The 18,664-nt window shown below is 59.9% G+C and carries 16 protein-coding genes and 4 pseudogenes; 12 read left to right on the top strand and 8 right to left on the bottom strand.

The window, feature by feature from the left end:
- The first annotated feature begins 18 nt into the window (after positions 1 to 18).
- The 9 genes and pseudogenes from CXY74_RS07185 (at position 19) to CXY74_RS07145 (ending at position 5,548) form a co-directional block, all read left to right on the top strand.
- On the top strand, positions 19 to 567 hold the full coding sequence (locus CXY74_RS07185; RefSeq protein ID WP_104199810.1) for a hypothetical protein: 549 nt from the start codon (positions 19 to 21) through the stop codon (positions 565 to 567).
- Between the two features lie 99 nt (positions 568 to 666).
- Positions 667 to 1,314 carry an ATP-binding protein gene (locus CXY74_RS07180; protein WP_233193265.1) on the top strand — a complete coding sequence of 216 codons (648 nt, stop codon included), beginning with the start codon at positions 667 to 669 and terminating at the stop codon, positions 1,312 to 1,314.
- A 115-nt stretch (positions 1,315 to 1,429) separates the two neighbouring features.
- Positions 1,430 to 1,624 carry a hypothetical protein gene (locus CXY74_RS07175; RefSeq protein ID WP_104199809.1) on the top strand — a complete coding sequence of 65 codons (195 nt, stop codon included), beginning with the start codon at positions 1,430 to 1,432 and terminating at the stop codon, positions 1,622 to 1,624.
- 87 nt (positions 1,625 to 1,711) lie between these two features.
- Positions 1,712 to 1,930, top strand: coding sequence for a hypothetical protein (locus tag CXY74_RS07170; protein WP_104199808.1), 219 nt, complete (start codon positions 1,712 to 1,714; stop codon positions 1,928 to 1,930).
- A 533-nt stretch (positions 1,931 to 2,463) separates the two neighbouring features.
- Positions 2,464 to 3,648 carry an acyltransferase gene (locus CXY74_RS07165; RefSeq protein ID WP_104199807.1) on the top strand — a complete coding sequence of 395 codons (1,185 nt, stop codon included), beginning with the start codon at positions 2,464 to 2,466 and terminating at the stop codon, positions 3,646 to 3,648.
- Between the two features lie 306 nt (positions 3,649 to 3,954).
- A pseudogene (locus CXY74_RS18380) lies at positions 3,955 to 4,194 on the top strand (hypothetical protein); the annotation flags it as partial.
- A 14-nt stretch (positions 4,195 to 4,208) separates the two neighbouring features.
- Positions 4,209 to 4,667: a transposase gene (locus CXY74_RS17935; protein ID WP_370446135.1), complete on the top strand. Its 459-nt coding sequence runs from the start codon at positions 4,209 to 4,211 to the stop codon at positions 4,665 to 4,667.
- 150 nt (positions 4,668 to 4,817) lie between these two features.
- Positions 4,818 to 5,045: a hypothetical protein gene (locus CXY74_RS07150; RefSeq protein ID WP_104199805.1), complete on the top strand. Its 228-nt coding sequence runs from the start codon at positions 4,818 to 4,820 to the stop codon at positions 5,043 to 5,045.
- Between the two features lie 134 nt (positions 5,046 to 5,179).
- Positions 5,180 to 5,548, top strand: a complete 369-nt coding sequence (locus tag CXY74_RS07145; protein WP_146070086.1) for an IS30 family transposase — start codon at positions 5,180 to 5,182, stop codon at positions 5,546 to 5,548.
- Positions 5,549 to 6,371: 823 nt separating this feature from the next.
- Here the strand turns inward: CXY74_RS07145 and CXY74_RS17290 are convergent.
- Positions 6,372 to 7,511 (bottom strand): hypothetical protein, encoded by a 1,140-nt coding sequence (locus CXY74_RS17290; RefSeq protein ID WP_146070085.1) that lies wholly within the window; start codon positions 7,509 to 7,511, stop codon positions 6,372 to 6,374.
- A 1,086-nt stretch (positions 7,512 to 8,597) separates the two neighbouring features.
- Complete coding sequence (locus tag CXY74_RS07140; protein WP_158252324.1) at positions 8,598 to 9,308, bottom strand: transposase; 711 nt, start codon at positions 9,306 to 9,308, stop codon at positions 8,598 to 8,600.
- 113 nt (positions 9,309 to 9,421) lie between these two features.
- Between CXY74_RS07140 and istA the strand changes: the two genes are divergently transcribed.
- Together istA and CXY74_RS07130 are read left to right on the top strand one after the other, a co-directional pair.
- Positions 9,422 to 10,990: an IS21 family transposase gene (gene istA / locus CXY74_RS07135; RefSeq protein WP_104199802.1), complete on the top strand. Its 1,569-nt coding sequence runs from the start codon at positions 9,422 to 9,424 to the stop codon at positions 10,988 to 10,990.
- Positions 10,987 to 11,739: an ATP-binding protein gene (locus CXY74_RS07130; protein ID WP_104199801.1), complete on the top strand. Its 753-nt coding sequence runs from the start codon at positions 10,987 to 10,989 to the stop codon at positions 11,737 to 11,739. The genes istA and CXY74_RS07130 overlap by 4 nt, the downstream gene beginning before the upstream one ends.
- Before the next feature lie 107 nt (positions 11,740 to 11,846).
- Here the strand turns inward: CXY74_RS07130 and CXY74_RS07125 are convergent, their stop codons facing one another.
- Both CXY74_RS07125 and CXY74_RS17930 read right to left on the bottom strand, forming a co-directional pair.
- A complete protein-coding gene (locus tag CXY74_RS07125) occupies positions 11,847 to 12,482 on the bottom strand; it encodes a transposase (RefSeq protein WP_104199800.1) in 636 nt (211 codons plus the stop codon).
- Between the two features lie 262 nt (positions 12,483 to 12,744).
- A pseudogene (locus tag CXY74_RS17930) lies at positions 12,745 to 13,692 on the bottom strand (IS256 family transposase); the annotation flags it as partial.
- Here CXY74_RS17930 and CXY74_RS17925 point away from each other — a divergent pair.
- Positions 13,672 to 14,463: pseudogene (locus tag CXY74_RS17925) on the top strand (IS256 family transposase); the annotation flags it as partial. The pseudogenes CXY74_RS17930 and CXY74_RS17925 sit on opposite strands and share 21 nt — an antisense overlap.
- Positions 14,464 to 14,646: 183 nt before the next feature.
- Here the strand turns inward: CXY74_RS17925 and CXY74_RS07105 are convergent.
- From CXY74_RS07105 to CXY74_RS07090, 4 genes and pseudogenes are all read right to left on the bottom strand, one after another.
- Positions 14,647 to 15,261 carry a hypothetical protein gene (locus CXY74_RS07105; protein WP_146070084.1) on the bottom strand — a complete coding sequence of 205 codons (615 nt, stop codon included), beginning with the start codon at positions 15,259 to 15,261 and terminating at the stop codon, positions 14,647 to 14,649.
- A gap of 250 nt (positions 15,262 to 15,511) precedes the next feature.
- Positions 15,512 to 15,852: pseudogene (locus tag CXY74_RS07100) on the bottom strand (transposase); the annotation flags it as partial.
- A 39-nt stretch (positions 15,853 to 15,891) separates the two neighbouring features.
- Positions 15,892 to 17,175 carry an O-antigen ligase gene (locus CXY74_RS07095; RefSeq protein ID WP_104199795.1) on the bottom strand — a complete coding sequence of 428 codons (1,284 nt, stop codon included), beginning with the start codon at positions 17,173 to 17,175 and terminating at the stop codon, positions 15,892 to 15,894.
- A gap of 22 nt (positions 17,176 to 17,197) precedes the next feature.
- A complete protein-coding gene (locus tag CXY74_RS07090) occupies positions 17,198 to 18,616 on the bottom strand; it encodes an O-antigen ligase (protein ID WP_104199794.1) in 1,419 nt (472 codons plus the stop codon).
- Positions 18,617 to 18,664: the final 48 nt, after the last annotated feature.

The following is an 18,664-nucleotide window of genomic DNA, read 5'->3' as shown; positions in this document are numbered from 1 at the left end:
TGGTCCTACAAACGCAAGGTGGGCAAGAACGCGCACGTGGTCTGGGCGGAGAACTTCCACTCCGTCCCCTTCGGTCGCATCGGCGTCCTCGTTGACCTTCGCGTGACGGACACGATGGTGGAGGTCTATTGGGCTGATGAGCGCCTGACCTGTCACCTGCTGCTCCCGAAAAGCACGACGAATCAGTATCAGACCAACGACGCCGACCTGCCGGAGGGGCGCAGTTGGCAGGCATGGGACCGGGCCCGGATCGACGACTGGGCCGCCCGGATGTGGCCGGCCACGGTGACGGTGATCGGCAAGATCTGCGAAGCTGCCTCCATCGCAGAAGCTGGCTACGACCCGGCGTTAGCCGTGCAGCGCCTGTCACGCCGGTTCTCCCCGACCCGGGTTATAGCGGCCTGCGAGCTGGCGCTGCGGGGGCCGATCCGCTCGCCTCGGATGCGCACCTGCGGCCGATCCTCGACACAGGGCAAGACAAAACGGGGCGCGTCCCCCGATGCGTCCGAGGCCTACGGCGGCGGATACGTCCGCGGCAGCGCGTACTACGCCGGTGGCACCCGATGAGTCGGCTGGGCGGGGAGACCCAACGCAAGCTCCGCGAAATGAACGCCGGCGAGCTCCTGGAAACGATCGGCAGTCAGGACGAGACCCCTCAGCATCGGCATGCCGTTCGAAGAGCGCGTGCGGCTGGTCGTCGACGACGCCTATTTCACCTTCACGCACTCCAAAGTCGAGGGTCTGATCCGTCGGGCGGGGCGGCGTTACCCGAACGCTGACCTGCGCCGCATCGACCTACTCGACGAGCGTAGCCTCAACCGGCAGTTACTGACCCAACTCGGCACCCGTTCCTTCGTGGCCCGGCAGCAAAACGTCGTGTTCCAAGGATTCACCGGGTCGGGGAACTCGTATCTGGGGTGCGCGATTGCTAAACGCGCCTGCGAGCATCGCATCCACTCCCACTGCGTCCGTATGCCCGACCTTAAGGAAGCCTGGGTCGCCGCGCAAGACAGCCACGGCGGGTCCGGGACGTTCCTCCGCAAATACGCCGCGTTCACGTTGCTCGTCATCGACGAGTGGTTGCTAGGCCGGCCGATGGAATCAATGCTCGGTATGTTGCTGGAGTTGATGGAACGACGCTACGGCGAAACGTCGACAGTGTTCTGCACCCAGTACTCGCAGAAGGACTGGCACCAGCGCTTCGGCTCCGGAGTCCACGCCGACGCGCTCATGGACCGCATCATCCACAACACCATCTGGGTCGAGACCGGCACCTACAACATGAGGGAGCACACCACACTGGCCAGCGCATAATCGAAGACGGAGTGCGTCAGCGGTTACCAACCACACCACCACTGGCGCTCAACCGCACGATCGGTGGTGCTCAACCGCACGAAAAGATCGTGCTCAAAGCCTCAAATGCTCACTATTGGCGATCAACACTTTGGTGCCTTTTGCCGACGGCGTCACGATCACGAACCAGATGCACAACGACATCCACGCAATTTTACTGGCGGCCCAAACCATGGGTGCCGTGGCCGAAGACGCTTACCGGCAGCTGCCCGTCAGGATTTCGCTGGGTCCGAGCCGCGACCCCGACAGCAGCCAATGGACCAAGAAATGAAACGCGTCATCCACATCATCCGGATGGCCGCCTTTAACAAGGCTGTGGCTCTCGCCCGTGAGATCCGCACTAACAGCGGTCTCCAGGGTGCCGACCGTCAAGCCCACGACTTGTCGGCCAATCCTCAAGCAGCCCGGCGACGTCGACCTTACCCAGCCGAGCATCCTGATTATCACGCTGGACGCGATGCAGACCGAGCGTGAAACCGCGGCTGTCAGTGAGCCGCACGCCAGTCTCATCGAAACCAAAAGCCGTTATCTGGGCACCGACCTGATCCAGCAATTTGCCAGCAAAGAATGGTTTTGAGTTACGAGTAATGTACCAACCCCAGTCGCTCATGTCAGGACCCCTGGATCGTCGGCGTGGAGATAAAGCGACTCAAAGCCCGCGACCCGGAAACCAAGGGCTTGGTCGAGTGCCGCAACCGGTTCTTTCGGTCGTCGTTCATGCCGAGGCGGCACTTCGCATCCCCGGACTTCAGCTAGCAGATAACCGACTGGTTGCCGCTGGCGAATGCGCGTTATTCTCGGTCGCGACGGGCCCCGTCCGATCGATCTGATCGAGCAGGACCGCGCGGCGACGAACCCGCTTTCGCGGAAAGCTCCAGATATGGAAGTCTGTTTCCCTTTCCCTTCCCCTTGCCCTTGCCCTTGCCCTTGTTTTTGTTCTCGCCGCTGGTCGAGGGCCGGAGTGCCGTACGCCGGTTTCCCAAGATCGGCGACCTGCGCAAACATTGCAACTGTGCGAAATAGACGGTTATGCGGATACGAAACAACAGGGAGTTAGTCGCGGTTGCGCCGGGCAGTATACTGATCAAGTATCGGCGGATGCAACTTTGAATGCGGGGGCGCGCAATGACACGAATTGCTGGGCTAGACCTATTGCGAGGGTTCGCAATAGCATTAGTAATGATTCGACACGCATGGCCGGATGTGATGGGCAGTAGCGGCACCATCGGGGTCGTCATGTTCTTCGCGCTTAGCGGATATCTGATCACCGGGGTACTTGTCTATGACATTAAGCGGTTCTCGAAAATCCGATACAAAAGGTTTTACCGGAACCGAGCACTCCGACTCTTACCAGCTCTGCTCTTTTTCCTGCTGGGCCTCACCTTTATAACCTTGGTATTTGACCCCGTAGGTGACCGCCCAGGATTGCTCCGTTCGGTGATAATCGGGGTTACGTACACCGCCAACATCCCGATCGACCATGGGACTGCGGCAATCGATCATTTGTGGACGCTTGCAACAGAGGAACAGTTCTATATTATCTGGCCGGTCATCCTCGCCGTGGGGCTTCGCACCAAGCGTGTGCGGCTTGTACTAATCGTTTCGGCGGCTGCCATAATCGGCGTTCTTATCGCGTCGATGATTCTTGCCGCTCCGGACGTTTCGCGCGTGCAGGGTCTCCCGAGTTCTTGGGCTCTTGCGATGCTGATCGGCGCTTCAGCGCGCCTCGGCGAACCTCGGATATCGAGCGCGTTGGCACGGTCGCCCATTCCAACAGGTGCCCTCGCAGCGGTCGCCTTTGGCGCGATTGCCGTCCTGCTTTTTGTCCCAGAAGACAAAAACTCACCGTTGACGTATCTCGTACTCGGCCCCCTTGTGAGCGCGCTTACAGTTATCGTTATCTTCCACGTGAGGAACTGGGTTAGCCTGCCAACTCAGTGGTTGCGCCCTCTGCTTTTGCTAGGAACTATCTCCTACGCCGCGTACATATGGAATTACGCGATCGTGATCTGGATGGGAGGCATGGAAATGTCGCTTGCGGATGGCGCGCTTTCGATCCTCTTCACCGTTTCAGCCGCCATCGCCAGTTGGTTTCTTGTCGAGAAACCAACTGCAGCTTGGAAGAATCAGATCGAACGTCGCGACCGATTGGGGGCTGACGCTGCTCGATCGACCCACACGACCGCTCTCGTGGCGTCTACCCACAACGCATCGCCTGACCAAATTGGCTGCTTGAATGTGGCATCAAAGATTGTCCCTCCCGCGTCGACAAAAGTCGCAGACGCGCGTCTTTGAACCGTGCCCGATTTCTTGCCGCTTTTTTTCTGGTGAGAGGATTCGGTTATGCCTAAGTAACACCGTGCTGAGGTTCGTGAGCGAGCGGTTCGTCTGACGTTTGATCGTGTAAAGGACTACCCATCGATGTGGGCCGCGTGTCGCGACCTGTCACCCCAGCTCAATGTCGGCGTTGAAATGCTGCGGAACTGGGTATGGCGTGTTAACGCCGATTGAAAATAGGGCCAGTATCGCCGACAGTTTCAAGCGGTCAATGCAACGGCGCGGCCGTGGTGACCTCCTAAAGTACTTCGTAGGAGGAATGAAATGGGACGGAAACCAAAGCCACCGGAGCCGTGGATGGCATTCTTCACGGCGCGCGCGTCAGGGACATCTCTTCGGAAATCCGCGGCGCTAGCCGGGATTTCGAGGTCGACTGCCTGTCTGTGGCTCAAGCAATCGGGCGGCGTTCGACCACGTGCGACAAAGCCGCAGCCGGCGTTTCGGTTATCGCTCGATGACCGCGAGAGCATCTCTCGCGGTCTCGCCGCGAGTCGGTCGCTGACGGCGATCGCGGCCGAATTGCGGCGGCCGGCCTCAACGATTTCGCGGGAGGTGCTCCGCTCCCTGCGTCATCGGGCAAGACGACACGGCACCGGCTTTCCCGCGGTGGCGACCGCGCCGCGAACTCCGCGATTCACCGCATCGTTCTAGTGCGCATGGCGAAGGACCAACGCACCCAGGATTACGTCGTCAAACGCACCAGCGAGGGCAAAGGCAAGAAGGAGATCATGCGCTGCCTCAAGCGTTACGTCGCCCGCGAAATATACCGCGTGCTGCAAAACCCACGGCCTGGCCTGCTAACCAACGACCTGCGTCCACGGCGCCTCGCATTGCACCTCACCCAGACCGCAGTAGCACTCGAGCTGAGCGCCTGGCCCAAAGCCATCTCGCGAATTGAACGCGGCGCCACCCAAGATCGAGTCCTGTCTGAGCGCTACCGCGCATGGCTCAGTGAACAACCGAAAGTCAGTGCTTGACAACAATAGGAGCATCAAATTCCGACGCGGCAAGGAGACCTCAGCCATACCCATCGCCCGAGGGTTGCCGGAACATTACTCCGCCTCCGACACTCACAACATCGTAAGGACGGAGACATGATCGTTGGACGCTACGGCAAGTCACACTAAGTGACCCTAGTTGAACGGCACAGCCGCCTCCTGATCGCCCTATCCCTTCCGCTCGGCGCGAAGAGCGAGAAAGTGATCGCCGCACTCATCGAAAAGTTCAACATGTTGCCCGCAACCATGCGCCGAACATTGACCTGGGACCGTGGCAACGAATTGGCCCGCCACGCTGACTTCACCACAGCGACCGGGATTCCCGTCTTCTTCTGCGACGCGTACTCGACCTGGTAACGCGGCACCAACGAAAACACCGACGGACTTCTTCGTCAATACCTACCCAAAAGCACCGATCTCAACCTGACCGACACCGCGCGACTTACGGAGATCGTGACCGAACTCAACAATCGCCCCCGTAGAGCTTTAAAGTGGCAGACTCCTCAAGAGGTCTACAACGCCGCAACACTTGCATTATCCTCTTGAAACTGTCAGCGAAACTGGCCTACTTTTCGAAGAGCGCTGACACTCTTGTGCTCAAGGTGGGTGCTCTGCCGGCGGCGATGGGCAAATCATTGACCTGGAATCGAGGCAAGGAGCTGTCCCAGCACGTGGAATTGGCGCAGGCGGCCGGGATTGCCGACGCCCAGACCTCGTGGCAACGACCCTTGAACGAAAACACAAACGGACTACTACGCCAGTACTTCCCCAAAGGAACAAATTTTACGCGATGGGATGCTGATGAACTCGACGCCGTTGCTGTGAAAGTCAACGACCGACCGCGCGAAAATTTTGGCTAAAAAACCCCCACCGAGGTGTGGGCAGAGCATTTATTATTGACCGCCCGGGCCGGTGTTGCTTCGACCAGTTGAACTCACCAAATAGACGTCGATCAAGTTCACCGAGACTGTTGCACTCGAGGGACTGGTCGCATCAATTGGAACGGTGGATGACGAGTATGACAGTGCGGCCGCTGAGACCGTAACGACCTCTGAAAGAACGAGGCCGTCGCGGGGAACTCACCCTTCATCACCGGGCCGTTGAAGACCCTTGCCGCCATCGAGAAACTCAGATTCGACTAAGCCGATCTGGTACAACAATCGGCGGCTTCATAGCGACGCGGGGGAACGTGCTGCCGACTGAATTTGAGGTCAACTATTACGCTGGAATAAACGGCCCAATTATTGAAGCCGCCAACAAAACGGCGGCATGAAACCTGGGACCGTTCACTTCCCGTTGCGAATGACGCTGGCGCGATCGCTATGCCCGCGCGAACGTTGTCAGAGAAACATCCAGACTCCCGCTGTCCGCCCGCCAATCAAAGGACGTAAGCCGCGCTCACGGCTGGTATATGAGCCAGCATCGAGGTGGACTCGCTTCCATCCGTACGGATAGGTAACACGCTTGCCCCTCGCATATGGCTAACCGGATCAAGCGCGCCCGCACGGATCGGGGAATCAACTTCGTATAAGTGCGGGCGGGCGCTACTGACTTGATTCGGAGGCCGTGTCTGCTCCCATTGTGCGAGATTTCCCAAAACCTGAAACGGATTCTCCTCGTAGCAGGTGCAACGCGGCTAAATAGCGACATTGAGATACAACCACACCCTCGCGAATTCGATGCCTAATATTTCGGATGATGGTTCTCTCGAAGGAGAATGTAGAGCCAAGAAGCGCCCGTCAACGCGGCACAAATTGCGAATGCCCAGATTGCTCCACTAATGCCATTGAAGATTAACCCAATCACGGGGCCTGCCACCATGAGAATTGTTTCAACCACCCTTCCAAGATTAACGGATCTTAGGTTAGCGTGCGATCGTGCCGAAATATAGTATACATTTGAAATGAGGGTTCCGAATGCAAAAATCCCAGCTGGTATGGCGTAATCAGCTACTTTAGGGAGAATCGATTCAGGTAAAACGCCCAATACAGATATCCCGACAAGGACCAGGGATATCCCCAAAGCCACGAGTGCCCCGGTACCCACCACAGCCGTCAAATGTTTCCCGCGCAGGAGAAAATCCGGGGACAGTGAACTTATGTTCGGCCTTAGCGGTGACAATAGGAGCCGAACGGGCAGGGCGGCACTCGAGATAGATCTGTATAAACCGAAACTTGCTGCACTCATAAAAGCAGACATCATAATAGGTGTGAGGATGACGCTAATATCAAGAAGGGAAGAGTCGAGCCATAGAGGTTTGATTAATTTCTTATGCCGCGACAGCCAGGCTTGCATTCCTTTCGGATTTGTAATAATCGCACGCTTTGATGATGCAGCAGAAATGGCAAGGGAAAGCGACCATGCGACAAGGACGCTCGTAAAGTTATTTTGACTCATGCTTAGGATATAAAATGAAAAAAGTAATATGACGAGACCAAAAATATCGGGTGCAATGACTCGTCCCCATTTCAGGCTCCGCGCCGAGTAGAAACGTGCTCCGTTGCGGTATACACCGGCGCCTAAACCCAAACCGATGAATGCTGCCTCGATGACTGAGCTGGAAACCGTTAGTGCAACTGCAAACCCTAGCCAAGATATGGCCGTACTGAGCCAGAAAAGCACGCTGCCGTACTCTGCCCAAGCAACTTTAGGCGACCTCACCCAAACGTCGATAAGCGTTGAATGCGAAAATGATAGGGATAATCCGAAAAATAGGTATACCAGTGAAAATATACCAAATTCCGCCGGCAGAAGCGTTGCCAATGCTAAACCTTGTACCGCGACGGTGTACAAACTGTTTGATATGCTACTGAGAATAAGCATTCGATGATTCATGTGTTCAACTTTTCTTTAGCCTCATTTGAGGCGTTATTCGCGGTCTTTTAGACAGATGTGTTATCGCGATTTTTGTATTCCCTGCAGTCATTGTGAATATCGTCGAAGGGAGTCGAGATCTTTATCTGACCGATATGGACTCAGTAATATATGCATTGCCTGACGAGTAAGACGGTAGTGAAGCTCCAGCATCTAAATTTGAGTTGACCAGTCATGCGCGCGGGTGATGCATGCCACTTGCGGGAAAAGGAGCTCCCAAGGCCCACGCGAAGATTTTCTCCTCGGGTGGCTGGATAAAAATGCGATCTTACTGTAACGGGACGAGTCGGCGCTAGACGGACAGCGACCACTCCATAATGGAAGTTTCTGAGCTCAAACTATACATACGTCGGGTCGAAATATGAGATTCGATCTGTCGTAATCGGCCGATGCCCCACTGAAAAAGTGTATGTGGTGTCCGGATGTTTTTTTCGGCGAGGACAAACCAAGAAGTTTGCATGGGGGCTTGGCATCACAGTTTACTTGATGAGCCATTACTTAATGCTGTGTTTGCCTGTTTGAATTTTTTTGCATTTGCTGCGCTGATCATTTTTGAAAGTGCCGGCGGCTACTGAGAAGTGGATTTATTCGGACTAGGGCCGACTGCGACTTCCTCTTTTTAAGGTTTTCTTGGTCGAATTCTCTGCTGGGCCAACGACGCAGTCATTCGTTTCGAAGAATCCGCGTGAATCGACGTCGTCAGGTTTACGTCAGTATGTCTATTGGGGAATTGTCATATTCACGCCCGCCATAGTGTGGATCAGCGCTCGGGCGCTTGCTGTCAAGTCGGCCTTGGTGGATGCGATGGCACACGCGTGCACCCTGCAAACCGTCGTGGTCGGTGGGGACATGATGCCTGCACGAGAATCTGCACATGAACTCAACGAGCGCGCAGCAGCTTGGTCTAGTGGTGATTTTTCATTGGCGACCAAGGGTCTGAACATAGGCGGTAGGGCAATGTTCCGGGCTCGCGCTTTTATGCGGCTTCTATTTGGTCTTGGGTCACGTCCCGCCCAGTGGATGCTCCTATTGATGTCAAGGGGCCTTTGGGGTGAGATTCGATTGTCGGGATTTGTCGTCGAGGCAGGCGCTGAAAGTGGTTTCCAGGTCGGTGTCAGCGCGTTGCCCTATCTCGAGTCGGCGTGAGCGCTGGTAGGGGACGTTGAGCTGCTTGGCTGCGTCGGTGAGGACGATGCCGAGGGTTTGTCGGCGTTGCCGCAGCCGCGGTCCGCTGGGCAGAGGGTCAGTGTGCTTTTGGGTGAGTAACGCGAATATTTCGTTGGCGACGTGGCGTTTGAGGCAGCAGACGATGTCGCGGTCGGAAAGGCCTTCAGCGGTGCGTCGGGCGATGTAGGCCATAGTCCGAGGTTCCTTGTGGCGTTTGCGTAGGAGCAAAATTCGCTGCAGGGCGGCGTTAGCTTGCCGGTCGCCACCGCGCGAGAGTTGAAAACGCTGATGTTTTCCCGAAGATGCAGGAATGGGTGCGACGCCGCAGAGAGCGGCAAACTGGGTCTTGGTGGAGATGGGGTCTGGGTTGTCGCCGGCAGTGGCGAGCAGGTGCGCGGCAACATACGGGCCGACACCGCTTGCGACCATGAGAGCCGGATTCTGACGGCTGGCGAGTTGGCCAAGTTGGCTGTCGATTAGGGCGATATCCGCCGTCAGCACCTGATGGCGTAGAGCGAGGCGTTTCGCTGATGAATATTCGCTCTCCTGGGGGCCGGTGTTATTGACTTTCGGGGCCACTAATCCAAGCGGTGAGTAGCGTGTTCTGGGGCCGTCGAATATTTCCGTTAGGGGCCATCTGCTTAGCTCCATCCGCTGCGTGTATTGGCACGCAGCGGAAGGAGTAGTTAGCAATGGTACGAAGGATAAAAGCGAAACGGGTGCTCGAACTCCGCGCCGAGGGCATGACCGGGCGCGCGATCGCACTCGCGGAGGGCATGTCGCGCAAGAGTGTGCTGGCGGTGTTTGACGCCGCTGACAAGGCTGGCGTCGGCCGTGAGGGCCACGTTGGCCGCAGCGATGCTGAGGTGTACGTGTTGTTGTTCCCGGGTCGCGGCGAGCATGAAAGTGTCTTCGTGCAGGCCGACTGGGGCGGGGTGCATAAAGAGCTCGCCAAGGTCGGGGTGACGCTGAAGCTGCTGCATGGCGAGTACGTCGACGGGTGCGCTGTGAAGAAGCAGCCGTCGATGGGTTACGACCGATTTTGCAAGGCATATGCAGCGCATACGTTGATCACGGGAGCGGCGTCCCGGGTCGGTCATAAGGCTGGGCAGACCATCGAAGTCGACTGGTCGGGGCCAACGATGCAGCTCATCGACCCGGTGACGGGGGAGACGTCTCGGGTGTATTTGTTCGTGGCGTGTCTGCCGTTTTCGAGGTATGCGTTCGTCGAGCCGGCGTTGGATATGCGGCAAGACACCTGGCTGCTGGCCAATGTGGGGATGTTTGAGTGGTTCGGCGGATCGGTTCCCCGGATCGTGCCCGACAACCTGAAGACCGGGGTGATCAAGCACCCGCGCGAGGGCGAGATTGTGTTGAACGACGCTTACCGGGAGCTCGCTGCGCATTATTCAGCGGCGGTGCTCCCCGGCAGAATTCGTCGCCCGAAAGACAAAGCCAGCGTCGAAAACACGGTCTCCCACGTGGCTACCTGGGTGATCGCTGGCCTGCGCAATCGACGTTTCGGAACCCTTCCCGAACTGCGGGTCGCGATCCGGGAGCGCATGGACGCCTATAACCAGAAACCGTTCCAGAAACGCGCTGGCTCACGCCTGAGCGCGTTCCAAACGGAGGAGAAGGCACTGCTGCGGCCGCTGCCGTCGGCTCCCTACGAGATCAGCAAATGGGTCATGGGGCGCCGAGTCCAAAAGAACGGCCATGTGGTCTGGGAGAAGAACTTCTACTCCGCCCCCTACGCGCATATCGGGCAGGGCGTGGATCTTCGCATCACCACCCAAGTGCTGGAGGTTTACCGCAATCATGAGCGCCTCACCAGCCACCTGTTGCTCCCGGAGCATGTCATCGATGAATACCGGACCAACGATGCTGATCAGCCTCAGGGAGAGAAATATAGGGAGTGGGACGCCGTCAGGATCCGGGCTTGGGCCACGCGTGTCGGCCCGAACATGGTGACCGTCGTGAACAGGATTTTCGAGGCGGTGCCCGTGGAGGAGCAAGGCTTTAATGCCGCTCTGGCAGCGCTGCGGCTGAGCCGTCGTTACTCCAGTGAGAGAGTGGAAAGGGCATGTCAGATCGCGCTTGAAGGGCGTGTCCGGTCGCCCCGGTATGCGCACTTGCGGCCGATCCTGGAGACCGGGCAAGACAAGGCAAGCGCCCGCAGGATTCCGCGCTTCGAACCGACCGAACCTGAATCGGGCGGGTATGTCCGCGGCGCCGATTACTACGCGGGAGGCGCGCGATGAGCCGGATCGATATTGAGACCAAACGCAAGCTCCGTGAGATGGGCGTGGCCACCCTGTTAGAGGCGTTCGATGCCCAAGACGACACCCTGACCCTCGGTTTGGCGTTCGAGGAGAAAATCAAACTTGCCGTTGATGACGCCCATGCCTCCTTCACCCAAACCAAGGTCGAGGGGCTGATCCGCCGGGCGAACCTCCGGTATCCCAACGCTGACCTGCGGCGCTTGGACCTCGTCGAGGAACGCGGCCTTGACCGGTCTGTGATCGCTGGACTGGGCACGTGCTCGTTCATCGATCGGCAGCAGACCGTCGTGTTCCAGGGCTTCACCGGGTCGGGGAAGTCGTATCTGGGTTGCGCGTTAGCGAAGGCCGCCTGCCTGCACCGGGTCCGAGCGCACTACATTCGAATGCCGGAGCTCGAAGAAGCCTGGCAGCTGGCCCGCGACAAACCCGCCGGGACGACGAAGTTCCTGAACAAGTACGCCGCGTTCACGCTCCTGGTGATCGATGAATGGCTCCTCGACGAACCCGATGAAAGCACCCGAAGCATGCTCTTGGTACTCCTCGAGCGGCGCTACGACCAGGCTTCAACGGTGTTTTGCACCCAGTACGCACAACGGGATTGGCACCAACGCCTTGGCTCTGGGGTTCACGCCGACGCGATCATGGACCGCATCGTGCACAACACCATCTGGGTCGAGACGGGCGGCCACAACATGCGAGAACACACCGCCGGCTTGGTCACGGTCTAAACCTGTCGCGCTGGTCGAGGGTCACTGGCCCCCGACAGCGCGGCAGCCCGGCATCCCCTGGCAATACCAGCGGCCCCCGAAGGCAATATTGGTCGGCCCCCAAACCCTCAAATACTCACTGATGCCCGCACGATCAGCGCCGGGGTGGCGCCCGGTGTGGGTCGTGTGCGCGCGAGAGCAATCGTGAGTTTGTTACCGTCGTATCGGCGAAAATCTTGCCGGATGGCCTCGGGCGCGCTCACCAACAGTGCATGGATCTGATTGATACTGGCAGTGCGCGCCTTGGTGGCAGAGGAGCGTACCGCGAGTAAGACCCGCATCGACTCGACGTCGCCATCGCGTTGTTTCGGGGTTGATAGCCCGCGCCCGGCGAGAACCAACGCCGCTTGGTGGGCGTCGAGGGGATCGGATTTGCCGCGCAGTCGACGCTCGGCACGGTTGGCGCGAGTGACTTCAAGCACACGCATTCCGGCATTCGCCAAAACGCGGGCAAGTTCCGCACCGTAGGAACCGGTGCCTTCGACGCCAACAACGTCGACGATGCCGCAGGCGTGGACGAACTCGATGATTTTGCGGTAGCCGCTGCCGACTGCGAGGAACTCCCGGTCGACGATCGGTTGTCCGTGGTCATCGACGATAGCGACGTGGTGCGTGTCCTTGTGGGTATCAACCCCGGCGAGAATGGTTCGTGGTGACTCGACCGCGATGCTGAATTGTGGCGGTTCACTGATTGCAAGTGTCATGACTTCGGTACTCCCGTTTCTTCGTTGAAGGGAAATAACCGTTGGGTCGGGAGGGCAGACAGCACAGAGGTGAGACTGTTGGCCAAGCTCCTATCAAGTCATGTCGACCCGATCAAGCGGCATTAGCAGCTCTGGTGCGGCGGACAGATCCACTCAAAGACAACCTCGAAAGGAGTCAGTGTAATTTTGAGTCACCCCGCACCAGAGTCACATCCAGTATCTCTGTGGAGTTTCTCGACACCGTGCAGGTCAGCGGTTCTGATTATGCCGCAGTGAGTTCGGGAATGTGAATCACCCCGGTTAGCGTGCCCGCGTCAGCGTCGGTGAGAGCCACGTTGAGGGTATCGAGCTGGCGCATGGAGGCCTCCGATAGGTATCGGCGAGAGCCGGCTTCCCGCTCGTCGTGCTGTTCGACGAAGACGGCGCCGGCGAGGCGGAGCAAGGTGGCCGGGTTGGGGAACACGCCGACGACCTCGGTGCGTTGTTTGATCTCTTTGTTCACTCGTTCGATCGGGTTGGTGGAGCAGATCTGACGCCAGTGCTTGGGTGGGAACCCGCAGGACGCGGGGATGTCTTCCCGGGCGTCTTGGAGCATCCGGGCGACCTTGGGGTGGGATGGTGTGAGCACCCGGACGACCTCATCAAACTGCGCTTGAAAATACTTCGCGTCGGGTTGGGCGAAGATGGTGCGGATCATCGACGCGACCACTTCCTGACTGGCGCGCGGTACGATCGAGATCACGCTCCGCATGAAATGCACCCGGCAGCGTTGCCAGCTGATGCCTTGGAAAACGGTGCTGATCGCGTCCCTCAAACCGATTTAGGCGTCGGAGATGACGAGCTTCACCCCGTCCAAACCGCGAGCACGGAACGAGCGCAGGAAGCCCGTCCAGAAGACCTCGTTCTCACTGTCACCGACGTCGAAACCGAGGGCCTCGCGGCGACCGTCGGAGGCGACGCCGATGGCGACGACCATCGCTTGGGAGGTGACGCGGTGGTTAACGCGGGCTTTGCAATATGTGGCGTCGAGGAACACATACGGGTACCCGGTTTCGACCAGGTCGCGGTCGCGGAACGCGGCCACTTCCCCGTCCAGATCCGCACAAATCTTGGACACTTTGGACTTGGAGATGCCAGTGTCGGCGCCGAGGGCCTTGACCAGGCTGCTGGGCGAGTTCACGAAACGTTTCTCGAGAAGGCGCTCAACGAGGAAATGACCGATCACCTCGGCCTTGAAAAGAACAGTGCGTCGGACGAGCGCGGCGACTCGAACGTGCGCAACGGGACCCGGCCCAAATCGTGATCAGTTCCACGACAGGGTCCGTGATTGTTCAGGGGCCCCGTGACCGGGATGACACGTTCATTCCGGTGATGGTGCCGAAACGACATCGCCGCCTGACCGGCGTCGATGAGGTCATGCCGTCCTTGGACGTCCGCGGCCTCACAACTGGCGAGTTCTGCGTGCACTTCAACCGGATTTATGGTGGGCAGGTATCGAAGGGACCATTCCCCGCATCACGGACAAGGTGATCGAGGAGATACAGACGTGGTAGTTCCGCCCGTTGGACAGCGTTTACGCGGCGATCTTCATAGATGCGATCGTGGTGAAGATCCGAGACGGGCAGGTCGCTAACCGGCCCATCTACGCGGCGATCGGCATGACTCTGGACGGCGACAAGGATATTCTTGAGCTGTGGGCCGGCAACGGCGGAGAGGACGCTAAGTTCTGGATGTCTGTGCTGACGGACATCAAAAACTGAGGCGTCAACGATACGTTCTTCCTAGTCTCTGACGGCTTAAAAAGTCCGCCCGACGTTTCGGGAGCGTGTGGCCGCTGACGACGGTACAGACCTGCATCATTCATCTGATCCGCCACACGTTCAAGCTGGACTCAAAGAAGGACTGAGATGCGATGAAACGAGCGGTGAAACCGATCTACACCGCTCCGATCGTCGACGCGGCGCGCGCAGCGTCTGATAAACGGTGCCTTTGGCCTGATGTTCTGAACGGGTCGTTCACGTACAAATCAACTGCAAAGGCGTAACTGTCGTCGAAGTTCGACATACTGTCGGAACTTTAAAAAGAAGAGTGTTCCAGCCTGCAACACATATCTTTCTGGCAGTGCGCAATCTCCGTCCGTTCGAACGTTGAGGTCGAGTATGGTTTAGCGGCGCTTGAACGGAGCAGTCGTGGGGTGGTTGGCGAGGCGCAGCTTGTAGAGCAGTGCCCAGCCGCCAAGCAGGGCAGCGAGTACGAGGCTGGCGCTGAGAGCGATTACAGCGAGGGTTGACGCCCCGGCTGAGGTCGCAGTCGTGTAGTCGACCTCAGTGATCACGGTCTCGTGGGTTGGTTCGGGGGTAGGTGTGGAGCTCGGCACCGGGGTGGGAGCTACCTCTTCGACCGCCGTCGGTTCGGGAGTGGGGGTGGGCGTGGGGGACGCCGTTTTTTTCTCCACGGAGGTCGACCGGCGGGTTGACGCCGGCGGAACGTAAATCCACGAGCTCGGCGCGGGGTCCACCTCGGAGGGCACCGTCGTGGTGTCCGTTGGTGTCGCCGTTGGGTCGTGCGGTGTGTCGGTGCGGGTGTCTACGACGTCCGGCGCCGGGTCTGGCATCAAGTCTGGTATCGGATCCGGCGTCTGGTCCGGAACAATAGCCGGTTCCTCGGTGGGGGATTGCGGCGGTTCCGTGGTGATAGCAGGTGGGGCGTCTTCGGCGCGCACGTTTAACGCCAACGCCGGCGGTGGTGCCGAGAAGATAAGGGACAGAGAGATCGTCACGGCGCTTACCCAGAAAACTGCGGGACGGGCCACGGTCATGTCGTCAGTGCGAGAAAGCAGGTGACTCCGGCGGCCCCGGCCGCAATTGCCAGAAGCGTGTACTGCAACGGCTTTGTGCTGCGTCCCCGGCGTAACAGAGACCTATGGCCCATTTGCTCGGGCCGAATTTTGGTCATCTGAATACTCTATTGCCATTTGTATTGCACCAAAACGCAGCGTCCTGCCCCCAATTAGGGGCACCCCTATGTTTTTATCTGGCGACGACTTGGTGTTCGGTTGCGCAGAGGGTGCCGTCGCGGCGCATGGCGAATAGGACGTCACACCGGCGTCGGGCGAAAGCGATGAGGGCTTGGTTGTGGCGTTTGTCGTGAGCGATTTTGCGGTCCTAGGAGGTCCGTGCCACGGGGCTCGGAGTGCTGCGAAGGCGGACAGGATCAGGGGTCATTTTAAATGACTTGTTTCCTCGCCGCGAATTAACGACCCGGATCGTCTCGTCACTGGTGCGAGGCCTGCGTATTCAGCGAGGTGGTCGGCGGTTTCAAACTGCTTGCCGACGACTTCAGTGGGGAGTCGGGCTGCGGTCCTGACGCCGTGCGGGCATGCTCTCGTGTGAGGGCTCGTTGTGCCCGCCTACGGCGCGTCGGGGTGCGGCTTGTGCGGCAGTGCGTTGCGCCAGCTCAGGCCCTGCGCGGCCTTGACCGAGCAGATCACCAGCAGCAGCCAGCCGAACTCGAACAGGATGGTGCTTTCCGCCGCGCTGGTCACCAGCAGGGTGACCAGAATGAGCGGCGCCCAGACATACGCCAGCGAGCGCTTGTTCGAGGCGAGCAGCCAGGAACGCACAAAGGCCAAAAGCACCAGGGCGAGAAAGGCGAGAAAGCCGATCAGTCCCACCTGAAAGTACACGTCGAGGTAGGCGTTGAGCCCGGTAGCGTGCAGGCGTCCGGTGGTGAATTCAATCCAACCGTAGGGCGTGACGTCCTGGGGCCAGAATCCGGCCCAGCCCCAGCCCTCGAGCGGATGCAGCTCCACCAGCCGCCACATCTCGCTCCAGAGCGAGTACCGAACCTCGAACTCGCTGCCGGCGTTGAGGGCGTCGATGATGGTGATGCGTCCGAGCCAGGCCGCGCCGGCGGCGACGAGAGCCGCGCTCAGGAGGCCGAGCTGCAGCATCCGTCGGCCGTCGACGGGGGCGCGGCGTAGGCGGTACAGAGCGAGTGCAGCGACGGTGACGCAGATGGCGACGACCACGATGACGGGGGAGCGGGTGAGCACCAGGCAGATGCCGGCCAGCCACATGGAGCCGATGCCGAGGCCGCGCGGAATGGACCGGGCGCGGAGCTCCACGTAGAAGGTGACGGCGGCGATGAGGGTGATGAGACCGAATACGTTGCGCGAGCCGAAGACGCCCTGAATGGGGCCGAGCTGGTCGATGTTGCCGCTGACACCGAGAAAGGCGATGGGCAGGTCGAGCAGCAGCCCCGCGAGTACCTCCAGCACGATGGAGAGCGCGAGCAGCACCCGCAGCACGTCGCCGGTGGCGCGCACAACCTGAAAGGTGTCGCGCACGAGGGCCACGTAGATCGCGAGGAACCCGACCGTGATCTGGTAGCCGACGCCGATGATGGTCTCGGAGACGTAGCCGCTCCACACGCCGGAGAGCGCGCACCACGCCACGAACACGATGATCGAGATGGGCAACAGACCGTGCCACTCCACGATCGGACGGCGGGCGAGCAGTGAGAGCACGGCCAGCACGATGAGGCCGCCGAGAATGCCGATGAGACCGGGCCAGCCCACCACGCTGCGCAGCAGGTGGGTACCAAACGCGGTGGCCAGAATGGCGAGCGTGAGCGCGGCCGCGAATTTCGGCGACGCCAGCACGCGCCGCAGGGCGTCGGGCAGGGTGGGCATCCTCTAATTTACCGCGCTGGCGTCAGGGCATCGGCCTCGGCGCGTGCTGCTGCCGCTTGGTGACCACGGCCAGCACGATGAGAATCACCCAGCCACTCTCGATCAGCAGGCGGCTTTCGGCGATGCTTTGCGCGATCAGCGCGGCGAGCAGCAGCAGCGGAAGCAGGGCCGACACGGCGAACGGTTCGGTGTCTTTCACGCCGAGACGGGGCCGGTCGACGGCGAGAAACCAGGCCCGCCATAGGGTCGAGCCGACCAGCGCGGCGAACAGAATCACGCCGACGATGCCGAGCTGCAGCCACACGTCGAGCCAGGCGTTGTGCGCCTGCAGGTAGGTGACGCCCTTGCGCACGGCGAGGTCGTTGAACGGTTCCACCCACGGCACCCAGTAGCTCACCCAGCCCCAGCCGAACACCGGTCGTTCCAGGGCGAGCTGGGTGACGCTGGCCCAGATATCGAAGCGGCCGGTGAGGTCGTCGCTGCGACCGAGCAAGCCGAAGAGTTGCGAGGAGAACAGTGCGAGGGCTGCTCCCACCGCCAGAACGGATGCCGCCGCCACGACATACAGCGGCCGCCGGTGCTGATCGTGCACCCGTCTGGCCCAGAGCGCGAAGATGAGGGCGGCGACGACCGCGACGAGCGACACGGTGACCGTGGCCGAGCGGGTGAGCAGCAGCATACCGACGGCCAGCGCCAGCCAGACCAGGCCGGAGTTGCGCCTGACGGTGCGGGCTCGCAGCTGCACGATGAAGACGATGATGGCTGTTAGCGCGACGAATCCGAGCAGGTTGCGATTGGCGACGATGCCCTCGATCGGGCCGCCGTCCAGCAGCAGGCCCCGGCTCCAGTAGAAGGCGTTCGGCACGTCGTCGGTGCCGTAATCGACGAAGAACGGCAGCACTTCGTGTTGCACGACAACGGCCACGAACAGCTCGAACACGAGGCTCAGCGCGAGCACCCAGCGCAGCGCGCCGGCCAAGGTGCGCAGCAGCTCCGGCCAGGTGAGGGTGACGGCCAGAAACAGGGCGGCGAGGGTGGTGATGAGTTGCAGGGTGATTCCGAGAGCGGATGCCCCCGGGTAGTACGACCACGCGATCGACAGGGTGGCCAATAGCAAGAACGCGGTGATGGTCTTGGGAAACTTGCGCCAGTTCAGGGGCGGGGCCAGGGCCGCCTGGTAGGTGTGGCCCCTGGCGATGTCGCGGTCGGTGGGGGTGTCGTCTGATGCTGCGGCGTTCACTGCGGCGTTCACTGCGGCGCGGTTGCGGGCGTTGGTGCGTTGGGTGCTGAGGCCGATGATGCTGCCGACGACCACGATCACGGCGATGGCGCCGAAGCCCCACCAGCCGCCGAGGTTGCGCCAGAACTGGCCGGCCAGAACGGTGAACCAGACGAAGGTCGCGAAGAGTCGAATGGCGAGGCGACTCTGTACGGCGGACATGGTTTCAGATTACCGGTGTTGCTGCGCCGGGTTCCGCGCCGCTGGTCG

The sequence above is a fragment of the Cryobacterium sp. Y29 genome (assembly GCF_002929825.1).
Classification (GTDB): Bacteria; Actinomycetota; Actinomycetes; order Actinomycetales; family Microbacteriaceae; genus Cryobacterium.
Note: the sequence above shows the minus strand (reverse complement) of the source record. Positions and strands in the feature narration are given on the sequence as shown.